The organism is Bythopirellula polymerisocia (assembly GCF_007860015.1).
GTDB classification, from domain to species: domain Bacteria; phylum Planctomycetota; class Planctomycetia; order Pirellulales; family Lacipirellulaceae; genus Bythopirellula; species Bythopirellula polymerisocia.
In genome coordinates this window covers 667,346-687,201 of sequence record NZ_SJPS01000003.1, presented here as the reverse complement: position 1 = coordinate 687,201, position 19,856 = coordinate 667,346, and the positions used below count along the sequence as shown (strand labels likewise).

The 19,856-nt window shown below is 53.3% G+C and carries 17 protein-coding genes; 5 read left to right on the top strand and 12 right to left on the bottom strand.

All coding sequences use genetic code 11. The features are described from left to right. Positions 1-11: 11 nt before the first annotated feature. The 10 genes from Pla144_RS12260 to mdh all read right to left on the bottom strand — a co-directional run bounded on the left by Pla144_RS12260 (position 12) and on the right by mdh (position 11,164). The gene (locus Pla144_RS12260) at positions 12-1,691 is read right to left on the bottom strand and encodes a hypothetical protein (RefSeq protein ID WP_146450955.1); all 1,680 of its coding nucleotides are present in this window, start codon (positions 1,689-1,691) and stop codon (positions 12-14) included. 127 nt (positions 1,692-1,818) lie between these two features. After that, a complete protein-coding gene (fliE, locus tag Pla144_RS12255) occupies positions 1,819-2,121 on the bottom strand; it encodes a flagellar hook-basal body complex protein FliE (RefSeq protein WP_146450954.1) in 303 nt (100 codons plus the stop codon). Between the two features lie 165 nt (positions 2,122-2,286). After that, entirely contained in the window at positions 2,287-2,697 is a 411-nt protein-coding gene (gene flgC, locus Pla144_RS12250; protein ID WP_146450953.1) for a flagellar basal body rod protein FlgC, read from the bottom strand. A 50-nt stretch (positions 2,698-2,747) separates the two neighbouring features. After that, the gene (flgB, locus tag Pla144_RS12245; protein WP_231936324.1) at positions 2,748-3,275 is read right to left on the bottom strand and encodes a flagellar basal body rod protein FlgB; all 528 of its coding nucleotides are present in this window, start codon (positions 3,273-3,275) and stop codon (positions 2,748-2,750) included. Between the two features lie 67 nt (positions 3,276-3,342). Beyond that, on the bottom strand, positions 3,343-4,800 hold the full coding sequence (locus Pla144_RS12240; protein ID WP_146450952.1) for a sigma-54-dependent transcriptional regulator: 1,458 nt from the start codon (positions 4,798-4,800) through the stop codon (positions 3,343-3,345). Between the two features lie 17 nt (positions 4,801-4,817). Continuing rightward, on the bottom strand, positions 4,818-5,735 hold the full coding sequence (locus Pla144_RS12235) for a sensor histidine kinase (protein ID WP_146450951.1): 918 nt from the start codon (positions 5,733-5,735) through the stop codon (positions 4,818-4,820). Positions 5,736-5,741: 6 nt separating this feature from the next. After that, positions 5,742-6,245, bottom strand: coding sequence for a flagellar export chaperone FlgN (locus tag Pla144_RS12230; protein WP_197530629.1), 504 nt, complete (start codon positions 6,243-6,245; stop codon positions 5,742-5,744). 32 nt (positions 6,246-6,277) lie between these two features. Next, positions 6,278-8,716 (bottom strand): tetratricopeptide repeat protein, encoded by a 2,439-nt coding sequence (locus tag Pla144_RS12225; protein WP_146450949.1) that lies wholly within the window; start codon positions 8,714-8,716, stop codon positions 6,278-6,280. A 189-nt stretch (positions 8,717-8,905) separates the two neighbouring features. After that, positions 8,906-9,667 carry an alpha/beta hydrolase gene (locus Pla144_RS12220; protein WP_146450948.1) on the bottom strand — a complete coding sequence of 254 codons (762 nt, stop codon included), beginning with the start codon at positions 9,665-9,667 and terminating at the stop codon, positions 8,906-8,908. A 555-nt stretch (positions 9,668-10,222) separates the two neighbouring features. Beyond that, positions 10,223-11,164: a malate dehydrogenase gene (gene mdh, locus Pla144_RS12215; protein WP_146450947.1), complete on the bottom strand. Its 942-nt coding sequence runs from the start codon at positions 11,162-11,164 to the stop codon at positions 10,223-10,225. Positions 11,165-11,422: 258 nt separating this feature from the next. Between mdh and flhA the strand changes: the two genes are divergently transcribed. The 5 genes from flhA (at position 11,423) to Pla144_RS12190 (ending at position 17,027) form a co-directional block, all read left to right on the top strand. After that, the gene (flhA, locus tag Pla144_RS12210) at positions 11,423-13,504 is read left to right on the top strand and encodes a flagellar biosynthesis protein FlhA (RefSeq protein ID WP_146450946.1); all 2,082 of its coding nucleotides are present in this window, start codon (positions 11,423-11,425) and stop codon (positions 13,502-13,504) included. Positions 13,505-13,598: 94 nt separating this feature from the next. Beyond that, on the top strand, positions 13,599-14,762 hold the full coding sequence (flhF, locus tag Pla144_RS12205) for a flagellar biosynthesis protein FlhF (RefSeq protein WP_146450945.1): 1,164 nt from the start codon (positions 13,599-13,601) through the stop codon (positions 14,760-14,762). A 67-nt stretch (positions 14,763-14,829) separates the two neighbouring features. Beyond that, positions 14,830-15,729 carry a MinD/ParA family ATP-binding protein gene (locus Pla144_RS12200; RefSeq protein ID WP_146450944.1) on the top strand — a complete coding sequence of 300 codons (900 nt, stop codon included), beginning with the start codon at positions 14,830-14,832 and terminating at the stop codon, positions 15,727-15,729. A 159-nt stretch (positions 15,730-15,888) separates the two neighbouring features. Beyond that, complete coding sequence (locus tag Pla144_RS12195; RefSeq protein WP_146450943.1) at positions 15,889-16,137, top strand: hypothetical protein; 249 nt, start codon at positions 15,889-15,891, stop codon at positions 16,135-16,137. A 101-nt stretch (positions 16,138-16,238) separates the two neighbouring features. Then, on the top strand, positions 16,239-17,027 hold the full coding sequence (locus Pla144_RS12190; RefSeq protein ID WP_231936322.1) for a FliA/WhiG family RNA polymerase sigma factor: 789 nt from the start codon (positions 16,239-16,241) through the stop codon (positions 17,025-17,027). 177 nt (positions 17,028-17,204) lie between these two features. Here Pla144_RS12190 and Pla144_RS12185 read toward each other — a convergent pair whose 3' ends face one another. Both Pla144_RS12185 and Pla144_RS12180 read right to left on the bottom strand, forming a co-directional pair. Beyond that, positions 17,205-18,725, bottom strand: coding sequence for a sialate O-acetylesterase (locus Pla144_RS12185; RefSeq protein WP_146450941.1), 1,521 nt, complete (start codon positions 18,723-18,725; stop codon positions 17,205-17,207). A 173-nt stretch (positions 18,726-18,898) separates the two neighbouring features. Further along, entirely contained in the window at positions 18,899-19,675 is a 777-nt protein-coding gene (locus tag Pla144_RS12180) for a glycosyltransferase family 2 protein (RefSeq protein WP_197530628.1), read from the bottom strand. Between the last annotated feature and the right edge of the window lie 181 nt (positions 19,676-19,856).

The following is a 19,856-nucleotide window of genomic DNA, read 5'->3' as shown; positions in this document are numbered from 1 at the left end:
TCGTTTCACTTTCAGCCTGCATTTGCTATCCAGCTGCGTAGTATCGCAGCCGCTGAATCGGGGTCTTCACGTACGATGTCAGTCAGCTCATCACGAAGGTTTTTTCCCTTTTTGAGCTTTAAGCGGGGACGCTCAAAATCTTCGTCGTCACTCGCTTCGCCTGCTGCGGCGGAATCATTTTCCCGCAGAGTCGGCATCTTGAGCGACAACAGCGGAGCAGCAGCCGAGTCTAATGGTTCGACAGGAGGAACACCTTTCACGAGTGATCTCAACATCACTAGACCTACCAGGGCGACTCCGGCCATCGTGAGAGTGTTAAAGTTTTGACTGGCCCAAGCGAGTGCCTTACTGCTGGCAGGAATCGGCTCGATCGGATCGGGAGTCAGTGTTTCGAAGAACGAAACCTTGATGATCTCATCCTTATAGTTGTCGACCGCAATTTCCTTGGTCAGCAAGGGAACGACGACCTCTTTGATCTTGTTCTCAAGATCACCTTCTTCCCGGGTAAGGGTAGTGCTAATATCTGCTGGCAAGGGTTGGTTGGGGTCTTCTCCGTTACGCCTCTGCCTTTCGCGGTATACCTGTACCAAGTAATTCATGGGAACCGCGATGGCCACTCGTACATGCTCCGGCACGAGGCCCGCTTCGGTAGTGATCTCATTTTTTGTGGGAACAAAGTAGTTTTGCTCCGATGAGGTATTTGAGTCGGAATTCTTGACGGTTGATTCTGCGAAAGATTCTCTTCCTCGCCCGGGACCATTCGCCTCCAATCCAACGCGACCACCATCTTTGAGGTGTTGTGTTTCGCTAATCCGCTCTTCGTTGGATTCGCGCAAGGCAGTCGCTTCTCCCTCGGTTGCCACGGTGTGTGTCTCCCGCGTGAGAGCTGGATTCAGTTCGGCGGTCACTTGAACCCGGACACCGGGAATATAAGAAAGCAACCCTTCGATGTTTCCTTTAATATGGCGTTCAAAAGCGACTCGATGTTGGAAATAGGGGCTATCAAACGACTCGGGTGAAACATCCTCGCTGAAGAGGCTCCCGTCGCCCAAGTTCACAACCACGACATTTTCCGGCTTGAGATTCGCAATAGCACCGGCAACCGCGTTGCGGATCATTTTCATTCTTTGGCCTGAGAGTGCTTCACCCGGTGATGGTTGTACACTGACCGTGGCCGTCGCCACACTTTCGCGGGCCATGCCGCGGGGCTGTGCGATGTCGTAGATCACCTTCGCATCTTCGATTCCGGACATGTCGCGGATAATCATCGAAAGTTGCTGCTCCCGACTTGCCTTGAGTTTCTCTTTGCGTGTCTTGTCGTCGACAAACGGACCCAGATCGAGGGCGCTATCGAGGATTGCATGAAAGTTAGCTGGCAATGCTCCAGCTTCTGCGACTGCCGCAAGATAGGCGGCTTTCTGTCCACGAGGCACTTTGATGCGGTTTCCTTCTCGCTGCGATCCTTCCAGTCCCGCCTTCGCGATGGCAACCTCAATGCGATTAGCATCTTCCGAGGGAAGAAATTCTCCATTGAATAGATATTCATCAGGACCGGCGCTGTGCTGCTGCACAAGAAAGCCGAGACTTACGCCAATGACTCCCACGAGCAACGCAGCTGTAACCCGCGCCGCTGGTGTCATCGAGAGGAACAAGTCGCGTACTTGGCCGATTGCCTGATTCAAGAAATCCATCCATGGACTCCGTAAAGGTGCTTTTTTGGTTTTTAAGTTGGAAACACTATCCAGCTAGCCGAATGTTTTGATTAATCGATGCGATTTGGTGAGCGTGTTGAAATATTCACCTAGTCACTCCTCCCACTCATACCCTTATCTCTTTCACTTCCTGGTATACTTGCATCATCTTGTTTCGCATCTGCATCATGAGCCGAAATGCGAGGTCCGCTTTTTGAACGGCGGTAAGCACTTCGGCGGGATCGGCTTCACCACCGGTCATCATTGTTTCCACTGCCTGGTCTGCTTGCTGCTGCATCGAATTCACGTCGCGAATTGAATCGAGCAGAAAGTCCTTGAAGGAGGCGGTACTTTCGCCTTGCACAGGTGGTTTGACAGTTTGTGGTAAAGCTTGCTGGGTAAATAATTGGCTGGGGGTAATCGAACTCATAGCACGGGATAGATTGTTGTCGGCGTTGGCCCCCCAACGTCCGCTGCTACGTCAACTAGTCGAACAACGAGTCCTTTCTTGGTTTGGGGAAGGTATTAGCTGTTAGTTGTTAGCCATTAGCACAGAAACTATTGTCTGGCTAATTGCCAATCGCTTTTTTGTTATTTAGGCGAGGATCTGCAACGTTCGTTCGACCATATCTTTGGTTACTTCAATCACACCAATGTTGGCTTCGTAGGCACGCGAGGCACCCAGAGCGTCCACGAACTCCGTGGTCATGTCGATGTTTGGGTAAGCTACGTACCCCTCGGCGTTGGCATCGGGATGTCCGGGTTCGTATTTCATGTTGGGTTCCACGTCGGCATAATCCACGCGGTCGACGGTCACGCCTTGACCTCCACCACTGGTGACAATGTTGTCATCCGTCTTGAAAACCACAAATCGCGGAGTGTAGGGAACAGCCTCGCCCGCTTCATTACGGGTGGTCGACATGTTGGCCAGATTCGATGAAATTGCGTTGAGCCGTGTCCGCTGAGCAACCAGTCCACTGGTACTTACATCCAATGCATTAAACATGATCAATCGACTCCTTATTTCCCCCACACAAAGCGAAAACCTTCATCGCATTATGCTCGTTCTGTAACCGCGGCCCTCAACAAGCGAAACTGTGCGTTCATCAGTGTTAACGCCATATTGTGATGGGCTTGGTTCTTGCTGATCTCTGTAACCTGTGTTTCTATGCTCACGTCATGGTTGTCGTGGAACAAAATGTCCTCCGAGGTCTCACGCACTCGATCCCAGTTTTCATCTCCACTCCCAGTTGGTCGCCCCGCTAACTTTGCGTTTAGAGCGTAAGTCGGCGATTCGGCAGCCTCATGCTTTGCTTCGATGGCTTCGTGTAAACGGGACTCAAAACTCGCCACCGACAGGTCTCGTGACTTGTACCCCGGTGTGTCGATATTGGCGATGTTACCGGCAAGCACACCGTGCCGAGCCTGGGTGAAGTTCACCACTTGCTCAAGCAAAGGTACAGTCGATGATTCAAACATGGACGACAACATGACTTCCTCGGAAATCTTTTCTTTTCCTTGTGCGAGCAATTGTCGTGCCACCGCCAACACCTTGTTGACGATCACGCGGCAATCGGTTCTCAATAATACCTATTCGTTCGTATTGTTTGCTATTATCCCTGGACTATCTAGCTTTGTTTCTTTCCGCAAATTACGCGGACTGCTTAGTTCTAAAACCGGCAGAATTTGCCGACTCGTTCGGCGAATTCTGCCTAACACTCGGCGCGAGACCAAACTCTTTAGCATGAGGTGCATATCCATAGCCTCGCAGTTTGCCGCTGAGCGTACGCACGCCGATCCCCAAGGCTTCAGCGGTTCGGGCCCGATGGCCACCAAAGCGTTCCAATGTCGCGACGATCATCTGGCGTTCCATCTCTTCGAGGGTGACTCCGACGGGCAAAGGGGAACCGGATGTCTCGGTGACAAATTCGGGTTGTTCCAGCCAGGGTTGCATCTCAACTGCCGAAATTGGTTGACCTTCATTGAGCACACACGCACGGGTTACTATGTTTTCCAGTTCTCGTACATTGCCGGGCCAATGGTAGTCGGCAAACAAGCGCCTGGCATCCTGCTCCATCTCGCATTGCGGTCGTTGCAAGCGATTAGCAGCACGCTCGAGAAAGTAATCGGTGAGCATGTGGACATCCCCTTCGCGCTCTCGCAACGGAGGCAGTAACAGCGGCACTACGGCGAGGCGATAGTACAGGTCCTGCCGGAATCGTGCGCTAGCAACTTCCTGTTGCAAATCACGGTTCGTGCTGGCAAGGATACGCACATCGGCAGTTCGTGACTGGCTGCAGCCCACCCGCTCAAAGGTGCGTTCCTGGAGTACCCGCAACAACTTGGCTTGCAGTGGCAGATCGATTTCCGTGATTTCATCGAGCAGGATCGTTCCCTTATCCGCCATTTCGAATCGACCCACTCGGTCGTCGTCCGCACCTGTGTAGGCACCACGGCGATGGCCAAACAATTCACTCTCGGTCAACTGCGGGGAAAGGGCAGGGCAGTTGAGGCTCACCAACTTGCCGGCATTTCGCCTGCTCAGACGATGGAGGGCACGGGCAACCAGTTCCTTACCCGTGCCGCTTTCCCCGACGATGAGTACCGTTTCATCCGTGGGGGCCACCTGTCGGATGCTAGCACGCAATGCTTGCATCGCACGGCTATTGCCGACCAATCCCAGCTGGTCGTCTGACTTGGAAGTTCCCGATGTATGTTTGCTCTCCTCCGGCGCAAGCAGCCGGCCTCGTTCCACGGCTCTTCCTACCAGCTCTTCGAGTCGAGTGGCATTGAAGGGTTTCTCTAGATAGTCAAAGGCCCCATACCGCATTGCCTCGACAGCGGATGCGATCGTGGCGTGGGCGGTGACCATGATGATTTGCGAGAGGAGGCGGCGCTGTTGAATCTGACGAATGAATTCCAGGCCATCCATGCCAGGCATCTGCAGATCAGTGATGATCACGTGATACTCACTTTTTGACAGCAAGCCTAATGCTTCACGCGCACTCGATGCACATCTGACTTCGTAACCGGCATGGCGCAGCACGTCAGCTACCGATTCTCGTGCAGCGGCATGATCGTCGACTACCAATATGCGTTTCGAGTCCATAGCTATTCCCTGCTCAATCACGCGGCCATCCTTTTGAGTTGCTGTCTTGCCGGCAATTCAATCGTGAAGGCGGCACCTCCTTCAGGACAATTCATGGCGGTGATCCGACCGCCATGAGCTTCGGCAATGCGTTGCACGATCGCGAGTCCTAACCCAGTGCCGTTGCTTTTTGTTGTAAAGAAAGGTTCAAAGACTTTTTCCAATTGATTGTGATTCACTCCATTTCCACTATCTGCAACTTCAAGCATGAATCCATGGGGTCCCTCAAAGGCCGTGATCACTAGCTCCCCGCCGTTTGCCATGGCGTCCAAAGCATTGAGTGCCAGATTGAGGACTGCCCGGCGAAGCATTTCACGATCAGCGGTTAACTGCGCAGACTGTTCGACCTCTACGAGCACCTGAATCGACTGCGCGTCAAGCTGGGGCTTGAGTGCGTCACACACCTCTTGGATCAGTTCCGTGGCCAGAAAACTTGCCCAGCGGGGCTCACGATGCGAAGTAAAGTTGAGTAGATCGTTCACGGTGACGTCCAGGGCGGTGAACCCTGCCTCTATTTTAGTTAGGATTTCCAGGCTACCGGGATTTTCCAACAGCCGACGCTTGAGCAGTTCTACATACAGGGTGACGGGGACCAGGCTGTTGCGTACTTCGTGAGCTACATGAGACGCCATGCGACCTAGGTCAGCCAATCGCGCATTCAATGCCAATTCTTTATTCTTTCTTTCCAACTCTTCGTTGAGTCGTCTTACTTCGGATTGCAGAATCTCATGGGTCTGTTCCAAACGCACAGTCGCTTCATGCCAGGCAGTCAACACAGTTTCCAGGCTGCAACCGGCTTCTAGCTCGGGCACTGCGAGTTCTCCTTGCGTCTCTTCAGTGCCATTGAAAATTCGCAAATGAGGTGTTTCTTGATGTTGGGCAGATTGAGATTGCATCGTGGTTTAGGGTCCTGTTTGGAGATCCAAGTGAGCAGAAAATCCGAGAGACACTGAATCTCCGTCTAACGGTACTGGTTTCGCTTGCGGCCGGGTATGATGGGCGTGGTATGCTCGCCGCGCCGACGCCGAGGCCTGTGACGTTCGGAGCTGCTGTGCAATCTGGTCGCGACGCTGGGTCATTTTCTTTTCGTTCTCACATTCCAGCCCCATCACTTGATCCAAGAGTTTCTTGCACTCAGCAGCTTGACGTGAACAATTCTCACGGGCTTCGGCAGAGTCCCACTGTCTCATTTCTGGGTTCTGGTCATGGAACGGTGCCAACTGTTGCTCGATGCTTTGCAGAGCCACTATCAATTGATTCTTGACTGACAACAGACGCAACAACAAACTGATCTCGCCGGTAGCAATATACTCCGACTGCCTCACTCCCAGCTTGTGCAACTGCACCAGACAGGAGTGCCGCTTGGCGACGAGGTCTGCAAGTTTATCTGTTGATAAATTAGTCACGAATGTACTTTTCTGCTTCGGCAAGCGATTGCCTACCATTGCGCCATTTCATCCAACAACAATTCCCATTGCTGTCTGCTGAAATTTGTTGATTCCTTGAAATTCACAGTTCCCGGTAAGCGTTCTAGCACCAATTTAGCTTGGGCGATTGTCTGCCGGGCGTTGAGCGGTTGGTTCAATCGATGCCAACAGTTAGCAATGTGAACGAAGCTTTCCAGCACAAAGGGTTCATGCTGATAGAGAGTCGAGATATTGGCATAGGCTTTTCTGGCATCTTCGTAACGACGCAATTGGAACAGAACCGATCCCTGCATCATGTAGCAATTACGCAAGAGTGCTTTGGTCATCAGCGATTCGTCCGCGTGCCCTCCTAGAGTGATCCTCCGCTGCACGTCTTGATAGTTTTCCAATGCAGACTCAAGATTGTGATCTCGGATCTTACGGTTTTTTTGGCGCTCGTTCTCTGTCTTGGCCAGCCGAGCCTTTTTAGCCGGTTGCTCTGCAGCACTATGGAATGAACGTGCAATCGTATACCGGGCTAGCAATGCTTGAGGCGCCGTTGGATATCTTGCTACGGCTTCTTCTAAGACCTTGATTGATTCCGCGTATTCTCCAGACTCGTGCAAGTGAGTTCCCAAGAGAAACAAAGACTCCCGCCATTCGGGGCTTTCGGGTCGTAGCGTATCCCCGGTGATATTACTCACCAACAACGCTTCTGCCTTTTCAGGCTGATCGAGAGCGAGAAAGGCCTGGGCACAAGCCACTCGCGCAGCGTAAACGCTGGCATCACGAGGGTGCATTTCAATACACTCTTCAAGGGCGGCTACGGCCTCCTTCATTTTTCCGACAGCGAGCTGTGATTGGCCGTAACGCAGCAGAGCAAGCGCTCGGCGGGTACGAGCCTCATGATGGAGATACTCGTCCAATACCAGTGCCGTTTGGGTGTAGCTGTGCCCCCGATAGTAATTCTCAGCAGCTGCCCAGAGATCATCCGTGAATTGAACCGTCGCAAATCGCATTTCAGCGAGGGTCTGAAAAGCTCTCCCCGCAGAACGGAAATGGTATCGGCCTTCCGTCTGCAGAGATTCCGTCGAGTGGCGACGTTGGGCCTTGGAAGCTTCTTCGAGGTTGGCTTCTCCCCAAGCAACGTGGGTGATGCCGCGCAATTCGGTAACGGTCGTCGGATCAAAAAGCGAAGCGAAATGTTCCACTAGTGCCATTGCCTGCTCGAAATTACGATCTTCCACAAAGCGAGAATGAGCCTGTAGGAGCATTTTTCGGAGTTGTGCGAATGGCAAGAGAGGATTTACATACGTCACCGGTTCGCCGACCGACTCCAGGACTGAACGGTAGGCAACCAATGCCTTGTCTGGACGACCCGTCTGCTGCAACAAGCGTGCTTTGGATAAGGTAGCGACAATGCTTTCAGAAGTATCGCCGAAACTGTTGCCGATATTATCATACTCAGCAATTGCAGCAGGGTAGTCGTTTTTCAACTCGTAGCATTCACCTATGAAGACCATCGCCTGGCGGCGGACTCGTCCGTGGAGCGTGTCTTGTCGCAATGCTTCACGAAAGTCTTTGAGGGCACTGTCAACTAAAGCAGTTCGCTCGGCGGAATTCGGTTTAGCCGTTCTTGCCTGGGCCAAAGCAAGTCGGCCCAATAAGGTATCCTTAGCAGCCTGGTATACTTTGTTGTTGTCCAGAGAATTGATGAAAGTTGTGGCTTCCTCAAGTTTGCCTAGCTGCAAGAGAATTTGAGAATGAGTGAGCAAGGCATCGTCCCGCTCACTATCACTTAGCGATTCATCTGAGACGAGGTAGCGGTTCTGTTCTAAGGCTTTGGCGAGCTTAGGATTGGGCAGGTTGAGGTAAGCCTCGGTGAGGAGACGTCGCAATTGCACGGGAGGGTCAGAGAGTGTCTGAAGCGATTCTTGCAATATGGCTATACCTTCTTGCGGTTGGTTGCCATAGACCAGGCTTTGCCCCAACAAGTAAATCAACTCTCCCTCGCGCTGCTCTGGCACACCAAGTTCGCGAGCCTTTTGCAGATAGCGTGCTGCAATAAGGTGAGTTGCCCGCTTCCGGTCATCCGACCATTCCTTATCAGCTTGATAAGATTTCACAGCACCGAGTATATACAAGTAGCTGCCGAAATCTGTGAGACCACTGGGGTTCCTCTGGATTTCACTTATAACATTGCGGGCTTCTTCAAACTTACGCTGATCAAGGGCTTGCCAAGCCACATCTAGGGTTACGACAGGGACGTCAACCACCGTGACATGCCCCAAGTAACTCCAAAAGGCAAACAAGCCTGCCAGTCCAATTGCCGTGAGACTGCCAAGTATTATCTTGCGAAGTCGACTTCCGCCCGACCAATTCAGCTGATTCGCAATCCTAGTGCGGACCCCCGGCGCAGCGATTGCCTCCGGTGAGGATTTATCTGGGGTGGTGGGCTTCGCGTCAGACACGATACTTCGCCATACGAGTCGAGATGGGCGCAGGGCCAACAGGTGGTCCTACGAGACTAGGGCGGGGAAGCTTGTACCGAAATGCCTGCGCAGGTGTCAATCCATGTTGACGATGAGAAGTGATAGCAGAGAGGTTTGGAGGTGAGGAGGTGAATACGTATGTCACCTACTCACTTACTCACATTGATTTCACCTACCAGTAGAAACGGTACTCTGACAGGCGAGTTCCATCATCCAGGGATTGATGTCCGCTAGCATTGTGTCCGTTAAGACATCGCCTTCGGGATGGAGATTCAACGATAGCGAGAATCCCCCGCTATGCAACAAGCGTAGGTCATCCATCACCTGCTGCTTGCTGTATCTCTCCTCAGTTGGCGAAACAGACAGCATGAGAGGCAGGCTGCGTGCCTCGTTTATGCGACGAAAGGCATGGCCGCCTCGGGGGACTCGTCCCCCCAGAGAAATTGCCCCGGCAAAAAGTTCTGGATGCTCCATTCCTACCCTCAGGGCCATAGTACCCCCCTCACCATATCCCGCGACAAAGATGCGCTGCTCATGGATATTGAGCTGGCTATGGGCAACTTCAATGCAATGGCGCACCCGTTGGCAAGCCTCAGCCACAGCAGAGGGGGTTTGTTCCCAGCCGTAACGACGCTCCGTCTGATTGGTTCGCAAGGTTCCTCGAGGCGCGATACCAACAAAGTTGCGCGTACTTACCAGCGGCATTACCTGGCGGATTTCTGCCTCGCTACTGTGCGGGCCATGCAACCATACAATTAGCGGATAGGCGTAACCGGCTTCGTAATGGATAGGTGAAAAAACACAGTAGCGGGTAGAGGAGTCGTGTCGTCTGGCTGTTGGTAATGGTTTGCGTTTCTTAGGCCAAGCCGTAAGGCTGTTGTAGGTGGCTGGCAGTAAAGAAGGTTGACTGGGTTGCAACGTTCGGTTCATGGTTGGTTCGCATTATTGGTGTTGTGCGGAAGTGGTCAGAGACTCTCGCTACGCCTTCGATATCGCTCCATGACCAACACCCGTGTTTAGCCGAATCGCTTACATTCTTCGATCGCGATTAACTGGAAAACACGCTATATCAAGCGGATAAGGGCGACTACATGCAGGAGAATCCATCAGATCAACTCGCATTCAGAATGACAGTATTCTCAGTCAATTCTGCCTGCTAGCTAACCCGACTGAAGACCTGCGGAAGACACCCTCACACGCAAAATCAGTCGAATGACGTAACGATGGGCGTTGTAATCCAGCTGGTAGAGAATGTCAACGTCACAGCCCAAAATCATCCCCATCCCGAGTGCTAGCACTCTGCGTGCCCACACTTCTTGCACAGCAGATTTCCGGACAAATGTTCGATTCCAACACAAGATGTTGAATGAAACTCCTTTTGAAGGAAATCGCAATGCTTAAGCAAGGGAACTACAAAAAGGTGTTTCCCCGATTGCGCTCTGCCCTTGACGAGGAGTGCAAAGCGACAGATTTCTCTAGTGCAACTCAGGAAAGTTTTGCCATCGTGGCGACCAACTCTTTGACGGCATCCACACTTTTTTGGAACGCCGTTTTTTCTTCGTTGGTGAGCGTCAGCTCGATGATCTTCTCGACACCGCTAGAGCCGAGTACCACTGGCACACCGACATAATAGCCACCAACCCCATATTCCTTGTCGCAATATGCCGCACAGGGAATTAGCCGCTTCTTGTCGCGCACGACTGCTTCAACCATTTGTGCTGTTGCCGCAGCGGGGGCGTAATAGGCGCTGCCCGTCTTCAAGAGACTCACAATCTCAGCACCACCTTTGCGAGTCCGATCGACAATTTCCGCAAGCCGCGCAGGCTCGATCAATTGTTGTACGGGGATTCCACCCACTGAAGTACAACTGGGAATAGGGACCATCGTGTCACCGTGGCCACCCATCAACAATGCCGATACATCTTCAACACTAACCCCCAATTCCATCGCCAGAAAAGTGCGATAGCGGGCCGTATCCAGTACTCCCGCCTGGCCGAGCACCCGGCTAGGCTCAAATCCCGTGACTTGCAATGCTTTCTGCACCATTGCGTCGAGCGGATTGCTAACCACGATCACCACAGCGTGCTGGCTAGTTTTTTTGATCTGCTCGCATACGCTCGCCATGATTTTTGCATTGGTCGAGAGCAGGTCGTCTCGACTCATCCCGGGCTTGCGGGGAATGCCAGCAGTGATCACCACCACATCGCTGCCGGAAGTATCATCGTAGCTCGTCGTGCCGACGATATTCGAGTCAAATCCCATTACTGGCGAGGATTGCATTAGATCGAGGGCCTTCCCTTTGGGCATGTCCTCGGTCTGTGGGATGTCCACCAGAACAATGTCCCCCAGTTCAGCCGCCGCACACCAATGGGCCGTTGTGGCCCCGACATTTCCCGCCCCGATAATGCTGATTTTCGCTCGCCGCATCGCTTTGCTCCCATGAATAACGTAAGAAAACCCAACTGCAAGTATGTGAGTATCGCGCGAGAACTGCATTGATGCAAGTGCCTCCGCGCGCGAGCCAGGTAGCCCTCGGACCGGATTGAGCTATCCTCGCCCATTGCTATCGCACTTCGAAACCCAGTCAAACAGCGATCTAGACACCACGCAGCTCAGTTCTTACTATCCGGCCCGCTTTTCTACCAAAGTCTTTTCACATTTTGCTTCTCTTCGCGGAGTCCGTCGATGGCTGCTGACGCGTCTGGCGCTGCGGGTCTTGCCCGCCGTTGCCAAGATCTCGTTTTGCCGATTGCCATGATTACCAGCGTGCTGGTGATCCTGGTACCATTACCACCTGCGCTCTTGGATGTGCTGCTAGCTGGCAATATCACGGTCTCGGTGATCGTGCTGTTAACGACGGTCTATGTGAAGTCGCCGCTGGAGTTCAGCATTTTTCCCTCGCTGCTGTTGGCGACTACTCTGGCACGCTTAGTGCTTAATGTGGCCACAACCCGACTGATTCTCACCCGGGCAGCCGTCGATGGAGAAAACGCAGCGGGCGGGGTCATTACCGCGTTTGCGAATTTTGTGGCAGGTGACGGAAATATTGTCGTTGGGCTGATCATCTTCATCATTATCGTGGTGATCCAGTTTGTCGTGATCACCAAGGGTGCCACTCGAATCAGTGAAGTCGCTGCCCGTTTCTCGTTAGATGGCATGCCAGGCAAGCAGATGGCAATCGACGCCGACTTGAACGCGGGCATCATCGATGAACATGAAGCCCAAAGTCGTCGGAATGAAATAACGCAGCAGGCCGACTTTTATGGGGCCATGGATGGTGCCAGCAAGTTTGTCCGTGGTGATGCTGTTGCTGGTATTATTATCACGGTGATCAATGTCTTGGGCGGACTCATTATTGGTGTCGCAGAGCACGGAATGCCGCTCATGGAAGCCGGCTCACTCTTCACGCGGCTCACGATCGGCGATGGTCTGGTGAGCCAAGTCCCGGCCTTCCTTATCTCCCTCGCCGCGGCGTTGCTCATCACCCGTAGCACCCGCAGCAGCAACTTGCCTCATGAGTTCATGCAGCAGTTGTTTGCCCGTCCGCAGGCCTTGGCAGTGGCAGCTGGGTTTCTTGCTGTTTTGGTAATGACCGACCTCCCACGTACTCCCCTAATGGTGATGTGTGCAGCTTGTCTTGGCGTGGCCCGCATGTTGACTCAGGCGGAAAGTCAAAAGAAAACGCGTGACGCCACGGAAGCCAAGGAACAGAAGAAACCTGCCGAAGAGCGAATCGAGGATTTTCTCGCCATCGATCCTATGGAGGTAGAGGTGGGAGTGGGACTGATTCGACTCGCCGATCCCAAACGGGGTGGCGATCTACTGGAACGAATCCAACGGGTCCGGCAAGGAGTCGCTTCCGAGATCGGCGTTATCATGCCCAAGATCCGCATCCGCGACAACATGCGCCTCGATCCCAATGAGTATCGCATCAAGATTGCCGACATGCCCATCGCGCAAGATCGACTGGAACCGGGTTACCTGCTGGCAATCGACTCGGGGATGACAACAGGCAAGATCGACGGAATCGATACCAAGGACCCTGCCTTCGGGACCGATGCCAAGTGGATTCAACCTGCCTTGCAGGACAATGCAGAACTGCTGGGTTACACCGTAGTGGAACCGGGGGCCGTCCTCGCCACCCATTTAACCGAAGTGTGCCGTCGTCATGCCGACGAGATTCTAACGCGTGATGCAGCCAAGCACCTAGTCAGCGAACTCAAACAATCCCAACCTGCCGTGGTCGAGGAGCTGATTCCTGGAGCGATGTCGTTGGCAGAGGTGCAGGGGGTCTTGCAACTATTGCTGCGGGAACAGGTGCCGATACGCCAGTTGGCACTCATCTTGGAAACCCTGGGTGATTACGCTGGGCGAACCAAAGACCCGATTTTACTCACGGAATATGTGCGACACCGGCTCGCTCGCCAGATTTGCACGCGCTATCGCAACGAACAGGGTGAGCTCTACGTAATCGCTCTCGATCCGGCGATGGAAGACCGCATCCGCGCAGGATTCGAACACAACGAGCGTGGGCTATTCATCCGGATGTCACCACAAGCTATCGAAGCAACTTGCAGTTCAATCGCCGAACAACTATCGAAACTCACCACGGCAAACCACACGCCCATCGTGCTTGTCAGCCCACAGATTCGTGCAGCCCTCAAACAGATCACCGAAAACCACCTAAGCCAGCTTGTGGTATTGAGCTTCAATGAGATCACCAGAGACACACAAATAGTTACACTTGGCTTGGCAAGCGACGGATAAGCACATGACCAAATGAACAAAGACGAATGACCAAGAAACCAGATGCTTACGCATCCGGCTCATCAGCCACCAACCACTAGCCACTAACCACACTATGAACATTTCCACTTTTCGCGCGAAATCCATGCAGCAGGCCCTCGACATGATCCGTCGTGAGTTGGGACCGGAGGCTACTGTGCTCCATACCCGCGAACGAAATGCAGGCCTGCTGGGTCGGATCTTTCTTGGAAGGCACTTTGAAGTGGCCGCCTCGAGGGATGCAAGAGTCCCCTCGAAGCTGGTCGCCAATGCTGAGCCGATGGAGGTCGCGGTCGCTTCGGAAATCGTCCCAGTTGCATTGGGAGGAGATGAATTCGACTACCGCAACCAATACCGAAAAGATTTCTCTGCGAATTACGGCACGGAATTGGAGGAACTCCAATTCACGTCCCAAAACCTTCGGCAGAGGTCACCTGACTCTGCCATCCGAAAACTTCCCGAGGCGCTTTTTGAGGTCTATACCGATCTCATTGAATCGGATGTCGAAGAACGTGTTGCCCAGAAAATACTTCAGTACTTGCGCGAGATCGAGACGATCGACCTGCATGATCCTCTGGCCCTGCGAGCTGAACTGGTGCGCAAGGTTGAACATGACATCAAAGTAACCGGCCCGATACAAGTCTCATCGGGGGCTGGAAAGGTAGTCGCATTGGTTGGTCCCACGGGAGTGGGTAAGACCACGACGATCGCCAAACTCGCTGCCAACTTTCGCCTGCGTGAAAACAAGACTGTCGGGTTAATTACGGTCGATACTTATCGAATCGCTGCCGTGGAACAGTTGCGAACCTACGCCGATATCATCGATCTGCCAATGGAAGTAGTGAGCACACCTCGCGAAATGCGAGAAGCGGTCGCGCGTATGCGTTCACTCGATCTGATCTTGATGGATACGGCAGGTCGTAGTCCCCGTGATCAAGTCAGGATTCAAGAACTAAAGGTGATACTTGCCGAGGCCGAACCATCTGAGGTGCATGTAGTACTTAGCGCCGTCAGTGGGGCCAAGGGTCTGACGACCACCGCCGAGAAGTTTTCCTCGGTTGGTACAACGGGAATCATCGTCACCAAACTCGACGAGGCCACAACCTTGGGGAATCTTCTCTCCATCGGCCAGGTTTGTGGTCTCCCAATCAGCTACATGACCGACGGACAAAACGTCCCCGACGATATTCAAGTTGCCACTTCTCGCAAAGTGGCCGAGATGATCTTAGGAATCCAATAGCTGAACGGGGTCTAGACGACCCGGCTCACCACGAACCACTATCCTTTAGCTCTCATCCTCTATCATCATGCTCGATCAAGCCGATAAACTGCGTCAACTCGTCCGCGAGACCGTCAAAGAACATACGGTCCTTCAGCCGGGAGTGCCTATGGTTGCGGTGAGCGGCGCGCGAGGCGGTGTAGGTGCTTCAGCGATCGCGCTCGCCCTTGCTTTAGAACTTGCTCAACTTGGCAAGCGGGTAGTACTGGTTGATGCTGATCTACGCGCTCCTCGCCTGACTCGATCCTTGAGCTCTAGCCGAAACGGTGGATTGGCAGACGTCATGAACGGGCGTCGAGCAGTGTCAGAAGTATTGGAGCAAATTACTGAGGGAGTCCAACTCTTGCCTGGATCAGATGTCGCGAATGAAGCGGCTGAGTTCAATCCTCGCGCAATGAATCGGATGATAACCGAATTGCGTTCCCTGACCAATATTGCAGACGTGATTCTGATCGATGCAGGCGCGGGGATGAATCCCTGGGTTGAACGTTTCTGGACCGCTTCACTGCAGATATTGTTGTTATGTACTCCCCAACCATCGGTGGTGATGGACGGATACGCTGCCTTAAAGCTCGCCCCCTGGGTAGATGTCGACGGAAAGCTCCATCTTGTCGTGAATCAATGTAGCGACCCTGTCGAAGGCATGCGGGTGAGCGATAGTTTCACATCTACTTGTCGTAGATTCTTGGGAATGAAACTGCTCGGAGAAGCAGCAGTCTTGCCCTCCGAGAAACAGCTTTCCAGCGGTGCTGCCACTCTTAGCCTCCGATCCCCGTTTCGTCGCTCTCTACGGCTACTGGCAGCCGATTTACTTTCACAGACGCATATGGTTAAAGGCCGCATAGATCCACCGCAAAGTCGCTCCCATGAATCTGGGTTGCAGGCAGAGGTTCTCCTGGCAGCAGTGGCTCAAGAATTCTCGGCCTGAAGGCTGACGGCTTCGACACAAAATTAATCCCCTTTTCTACACAATAAGATTCAACTCATATGCTTATGTTGACGATAACTAATGGAAGTCGGATGGCTTGCACTCGCGTGTCAAAATGGCGCGATTGCGAAAAGTTTGAGGCTCAAGGAGACTCGTCGCATGGCTCGCACTTACGCCTGCATCTTTGCACTGCTAGGAATGATCGTGGTGCTCTTACGTGCCATAAAGAATGGTGCCGGATTCGACGGCACGATCATGCAGGCGATGGCCACTACGGTACTCTTGGCTGTGGTGGGCATGATCGTCGGAATGATCGCACAGGCTACCGTCGATGAGTCAACTAGAAACCAGCTTCAAGCAGAGTTGGATGCTTTAGCAGAAGTGGACCAAAGCCAACCTACTAGCTAGTGTGCCCGAATGGCACGGCAAACTAAACATCGAGAATGGATTCTCGCACAATCCGATTGCCCCACCAGGGGTGATTGGTTCAAAGCAGCATGGAGGATTGCATGACAACAGCGACTGTCGCACCTGTAGATGAAATCGTCGAAGTTTGGCATCAATACAAGAAAGACCCCAGCAGTCGCGAGTTACGCAATCGGCTCGTCGAACGTTATCTGCCGCTGGTGAAATATAATGGTGAGCGCATCTGGTCGCGACTCCCCGACGGGGTGGAACTCGACGACCTCATCTCAGCAGGCGTTTTCGGCTTGATGGACGCCATCAAGGCTTTCGACATGAGCCGCGGCGTCAAATTCGAAACCTACTGCGTCCCACGAATTCGGGGTGCCATGCTCGACGAACTGCGCAGCATGGATTGGGTACCTCGCCTGGTTCGCTCTAAGGCCAGCAAACTCAGCGCAGCCATCAAATCGCTCGAAGCGAAGCACGGTCGGCAGCCTACGGAAATTGAGGTCGCCGAAGTGCTGGAGATCTCCGTGCAAGAGCTTGAGAAAATGATGTCCGACGCGAATGCGGTCGGACTCATAAGTCTCAACAAAAAATGGTACGAGACCGACAGCTACAAAGACGTCCGCGAGATCGACATTCTCGAAGACAAAAAGGGTGAAGACCCCACACGGCGTATTCAAAAATCCGACCTTATGCGACTAGTCACCAAGGGCCTCAACCGCAACGAGCGGCTCATCATTATTCTTTACTACTACGAAGAGATGACGATGAAAGAAATCGGATCGACCCTCGACCTGAGCGAAAGCCGCGTGAGCCAAATGCACAGCGCGATCGTCCAACGCCTGCAAAACCAACTAGGAAGACGCCGACCAGAATTCGGCACCTGACACTTGAAAAAAGGCGCGTCCGGATGCGTCAGCTTACGGTATCTTGCTGACCAATCCTAAGCCGCGAGGCAACATCCAGGCGAGATTTCTCGCTCGGCAGTTGCCTCGCGGTTTTTTTTCTCAGTCGGGCAATATAATGCAATCCCATCGGATAAGTCAGATCAGGCCCACAGACGCTCAGTGATTATCAACCGTCACCCCCGGCCAATCGTCGGTGCGGAACGGCGTTAGTGGTAAGCCGACTACATCGAACATGTTGCAGACGGGATTGTCCGCCCAGGCGTAACGGACCGCTTCGGGATCTGGCACTTCGCTGCTGGATACCTCAATGCGATTGCCTTCGAGAATCTTGGCATCTGCCTTGACGAACTTCTTGTCCGCGCCGGCGATTGTAAAGCCCACTGGCTCTTTCACGTCAAATGGTCGCCAGCCGCCGTCCACATGATCGAATGAGAGAATGATCTTGCCGTTTTCTTTCTCCATCGAACGATAGGTCGGACTTTGGTAAGCGATGTCCTTGCCATATTCATTGACCAACGCCCAGCGGGCAAGTCGTTGGCCGACAGTGACTTTGTTGCGGGGATGGATGTCTTTGCCCTCGCCGACGTCGATGATGACCGCTTCACCCGTATTGGGCAACTTGTCCATGGTCATCGTCTGGGCTTCGCGTAGCTCTGCCCACCCGCTGTCGCCAGGTTCCGGTTTTTCCGCCCCGAAATCAGCAAGTTGGACCCAATAGAAGGGGAAGTCACCTTCTTTCCATTCCTCACGCCAGTTCGCGATCATCAGGGGAAACAGGTCGCGATATTGAAACGCTCGACCGGCATTCGATTCCCCCTGATACCAAATTGCCCCCTGGATGCCGTATCCTAGATGGGACATGAGTACTCCATTATAAATATTGGCCGGTCGTTGATTGCCAAACATTTGATTCTTCAAGCCCGCCAGTTTTTTCTTTTCCTTCTCAGTCAGATCAGCCTTGGTCGAGAGGGATTCAAATTGCTGTTCCATTTCTTGCCAACGATCAAGCGTCGGTTGGTAGAACTCGCTGTCCTGCAACAGATCGCGATTCACCCAGGCGTCAGCCGCGGAGCCACCCCAGGAATTGTTGATCAAGCCAATCGGTATATCGAGGGCCTGGAGAAGTTCTCGTCCAAAGAAATATCCGACGGCTGAGAAATTACCCACCGTAGCAGGGGAACAGACTTTCCAGTCCGCTCCCACGTGGGACCAGAGAGGAGTCTGACTCCCTTTGTTGGGATAACTTATCATGCGTATTTTGGGATAGTTGGCAGTGGCCTCCACAAGATCGGCGTCATAGGAGTTTTTTACGACCCATTGCATGTTCGACTGCCCGGAGCAGATCCAGACTTCCCCCACGAGAACGTCGCCGATCGTAATCGTATTCTTCCCAGCAATGACCAGTTCATGAGGTCCACCAGCCTGGAGAGGATCCAGCATAACGCTCCAGTTGCCATCTTCACCTGCAGTGGTCTCTTTCACCTTGCCATTGATCGTCACCGATACCTTTTCTCCGGGGCTGGCTTTCCCCCAGACTTTGTTCGCTTGCTTCTGCTGCAAGACCATGTGGTCGCTGAAGATATTGGGAACCGAAACCTCGGCACGGCCAACGGACACCACGCAGCAGGCGGATAAAAACAAAAAGCAAAGCGCGCGGATTGATGGGAACAACTTCATCTGGGTACCTCAATGAATCAAAGGAACACTGGCGGAAGAATAGATGCCCGATGATAACAGAATCGACCGGCGTCGGCGAGAAGGTCGCAGAGAATTGGAGAATTCCCTGGTGGACCAGAAGCACCTTAGGCCAGATCTGGCTATGCACAATTCCGGCAATCACCGGGAAAACATTAAGCTGCCCGTGCGAGCCGAGGAACGCGAATCAAGCGGCCTTCAAGATCGGTCATTTCAGAGAGACCCATCTTGGCGACTCCCAGGGCAAGAAGTCGCTGATGCGAGTCGTCCGCTGGTTGAGTTGCGGGTTCTTGCCACTGCCAGATGGTAGCCGCTGGTTGCAATCCCACGCGAATGCCGTGGCGGTGGGCGCGGAAGAAGAATTCTTCCTGGCAGTCGTCTCGGAGCTCGGGATCCCAACCACCCATGGCCCGTACCCGATCAGTGCGGGCGACGAAGAAAGCAGGCAGTAGATCGCACCACCAGAAGCCATTCCCCTGAGAGCGTGAGCCGGGGAGTAGCTTGAGCCGATCACCGGCGATCTCCAATAGTCCGTGCTTGCCTTGAGCTTGGCGCGATACGAAGAACCATAACCGCCGCCGGCACGCGACGACATTGCCGCCAGCGATGTCGAGCTGGTCGTTGGCCACCAGGTTAGTGAGACTCTCAAGTTGGCTATCGTGATGGATTTCCGCATTCTCGCTGAGCACCAGAAAGTAGGGGGTCCGTACCCGTGCCAGCAGTGCATTCAGACAGGCCGCCTGCCCCTTTTCGCTCGGAAGGCGTACGGTTTCGACATGCTTGCATGGAGTCGCTTCGACGCCATCATCAGCCACCAACGTCCTTAATCCGGGATGATAGCGGCGAAGGCTCTTCAGGAGGCGGCCAATCGCCTTGGGACGCTCAAAGGTGCGGACAATTACGGTTAGTTTCGCCAAATCGGAATTAGCCACGGTGACACCTGCCAGGTTGAAAAAGTATTGCGAGTCCCCAATCCCGGTTCTCGTGCGTACTTCCTTAGCATCGCCCCTTCTACCCGCTAGGTTTAACATATCGGTGGCAAACGAAATTGCTTGAGACGCTTCACTAGTTTATGGAGCAGTCAAAGCCTGCGCAGTTTCCCCGTTTTCGCGA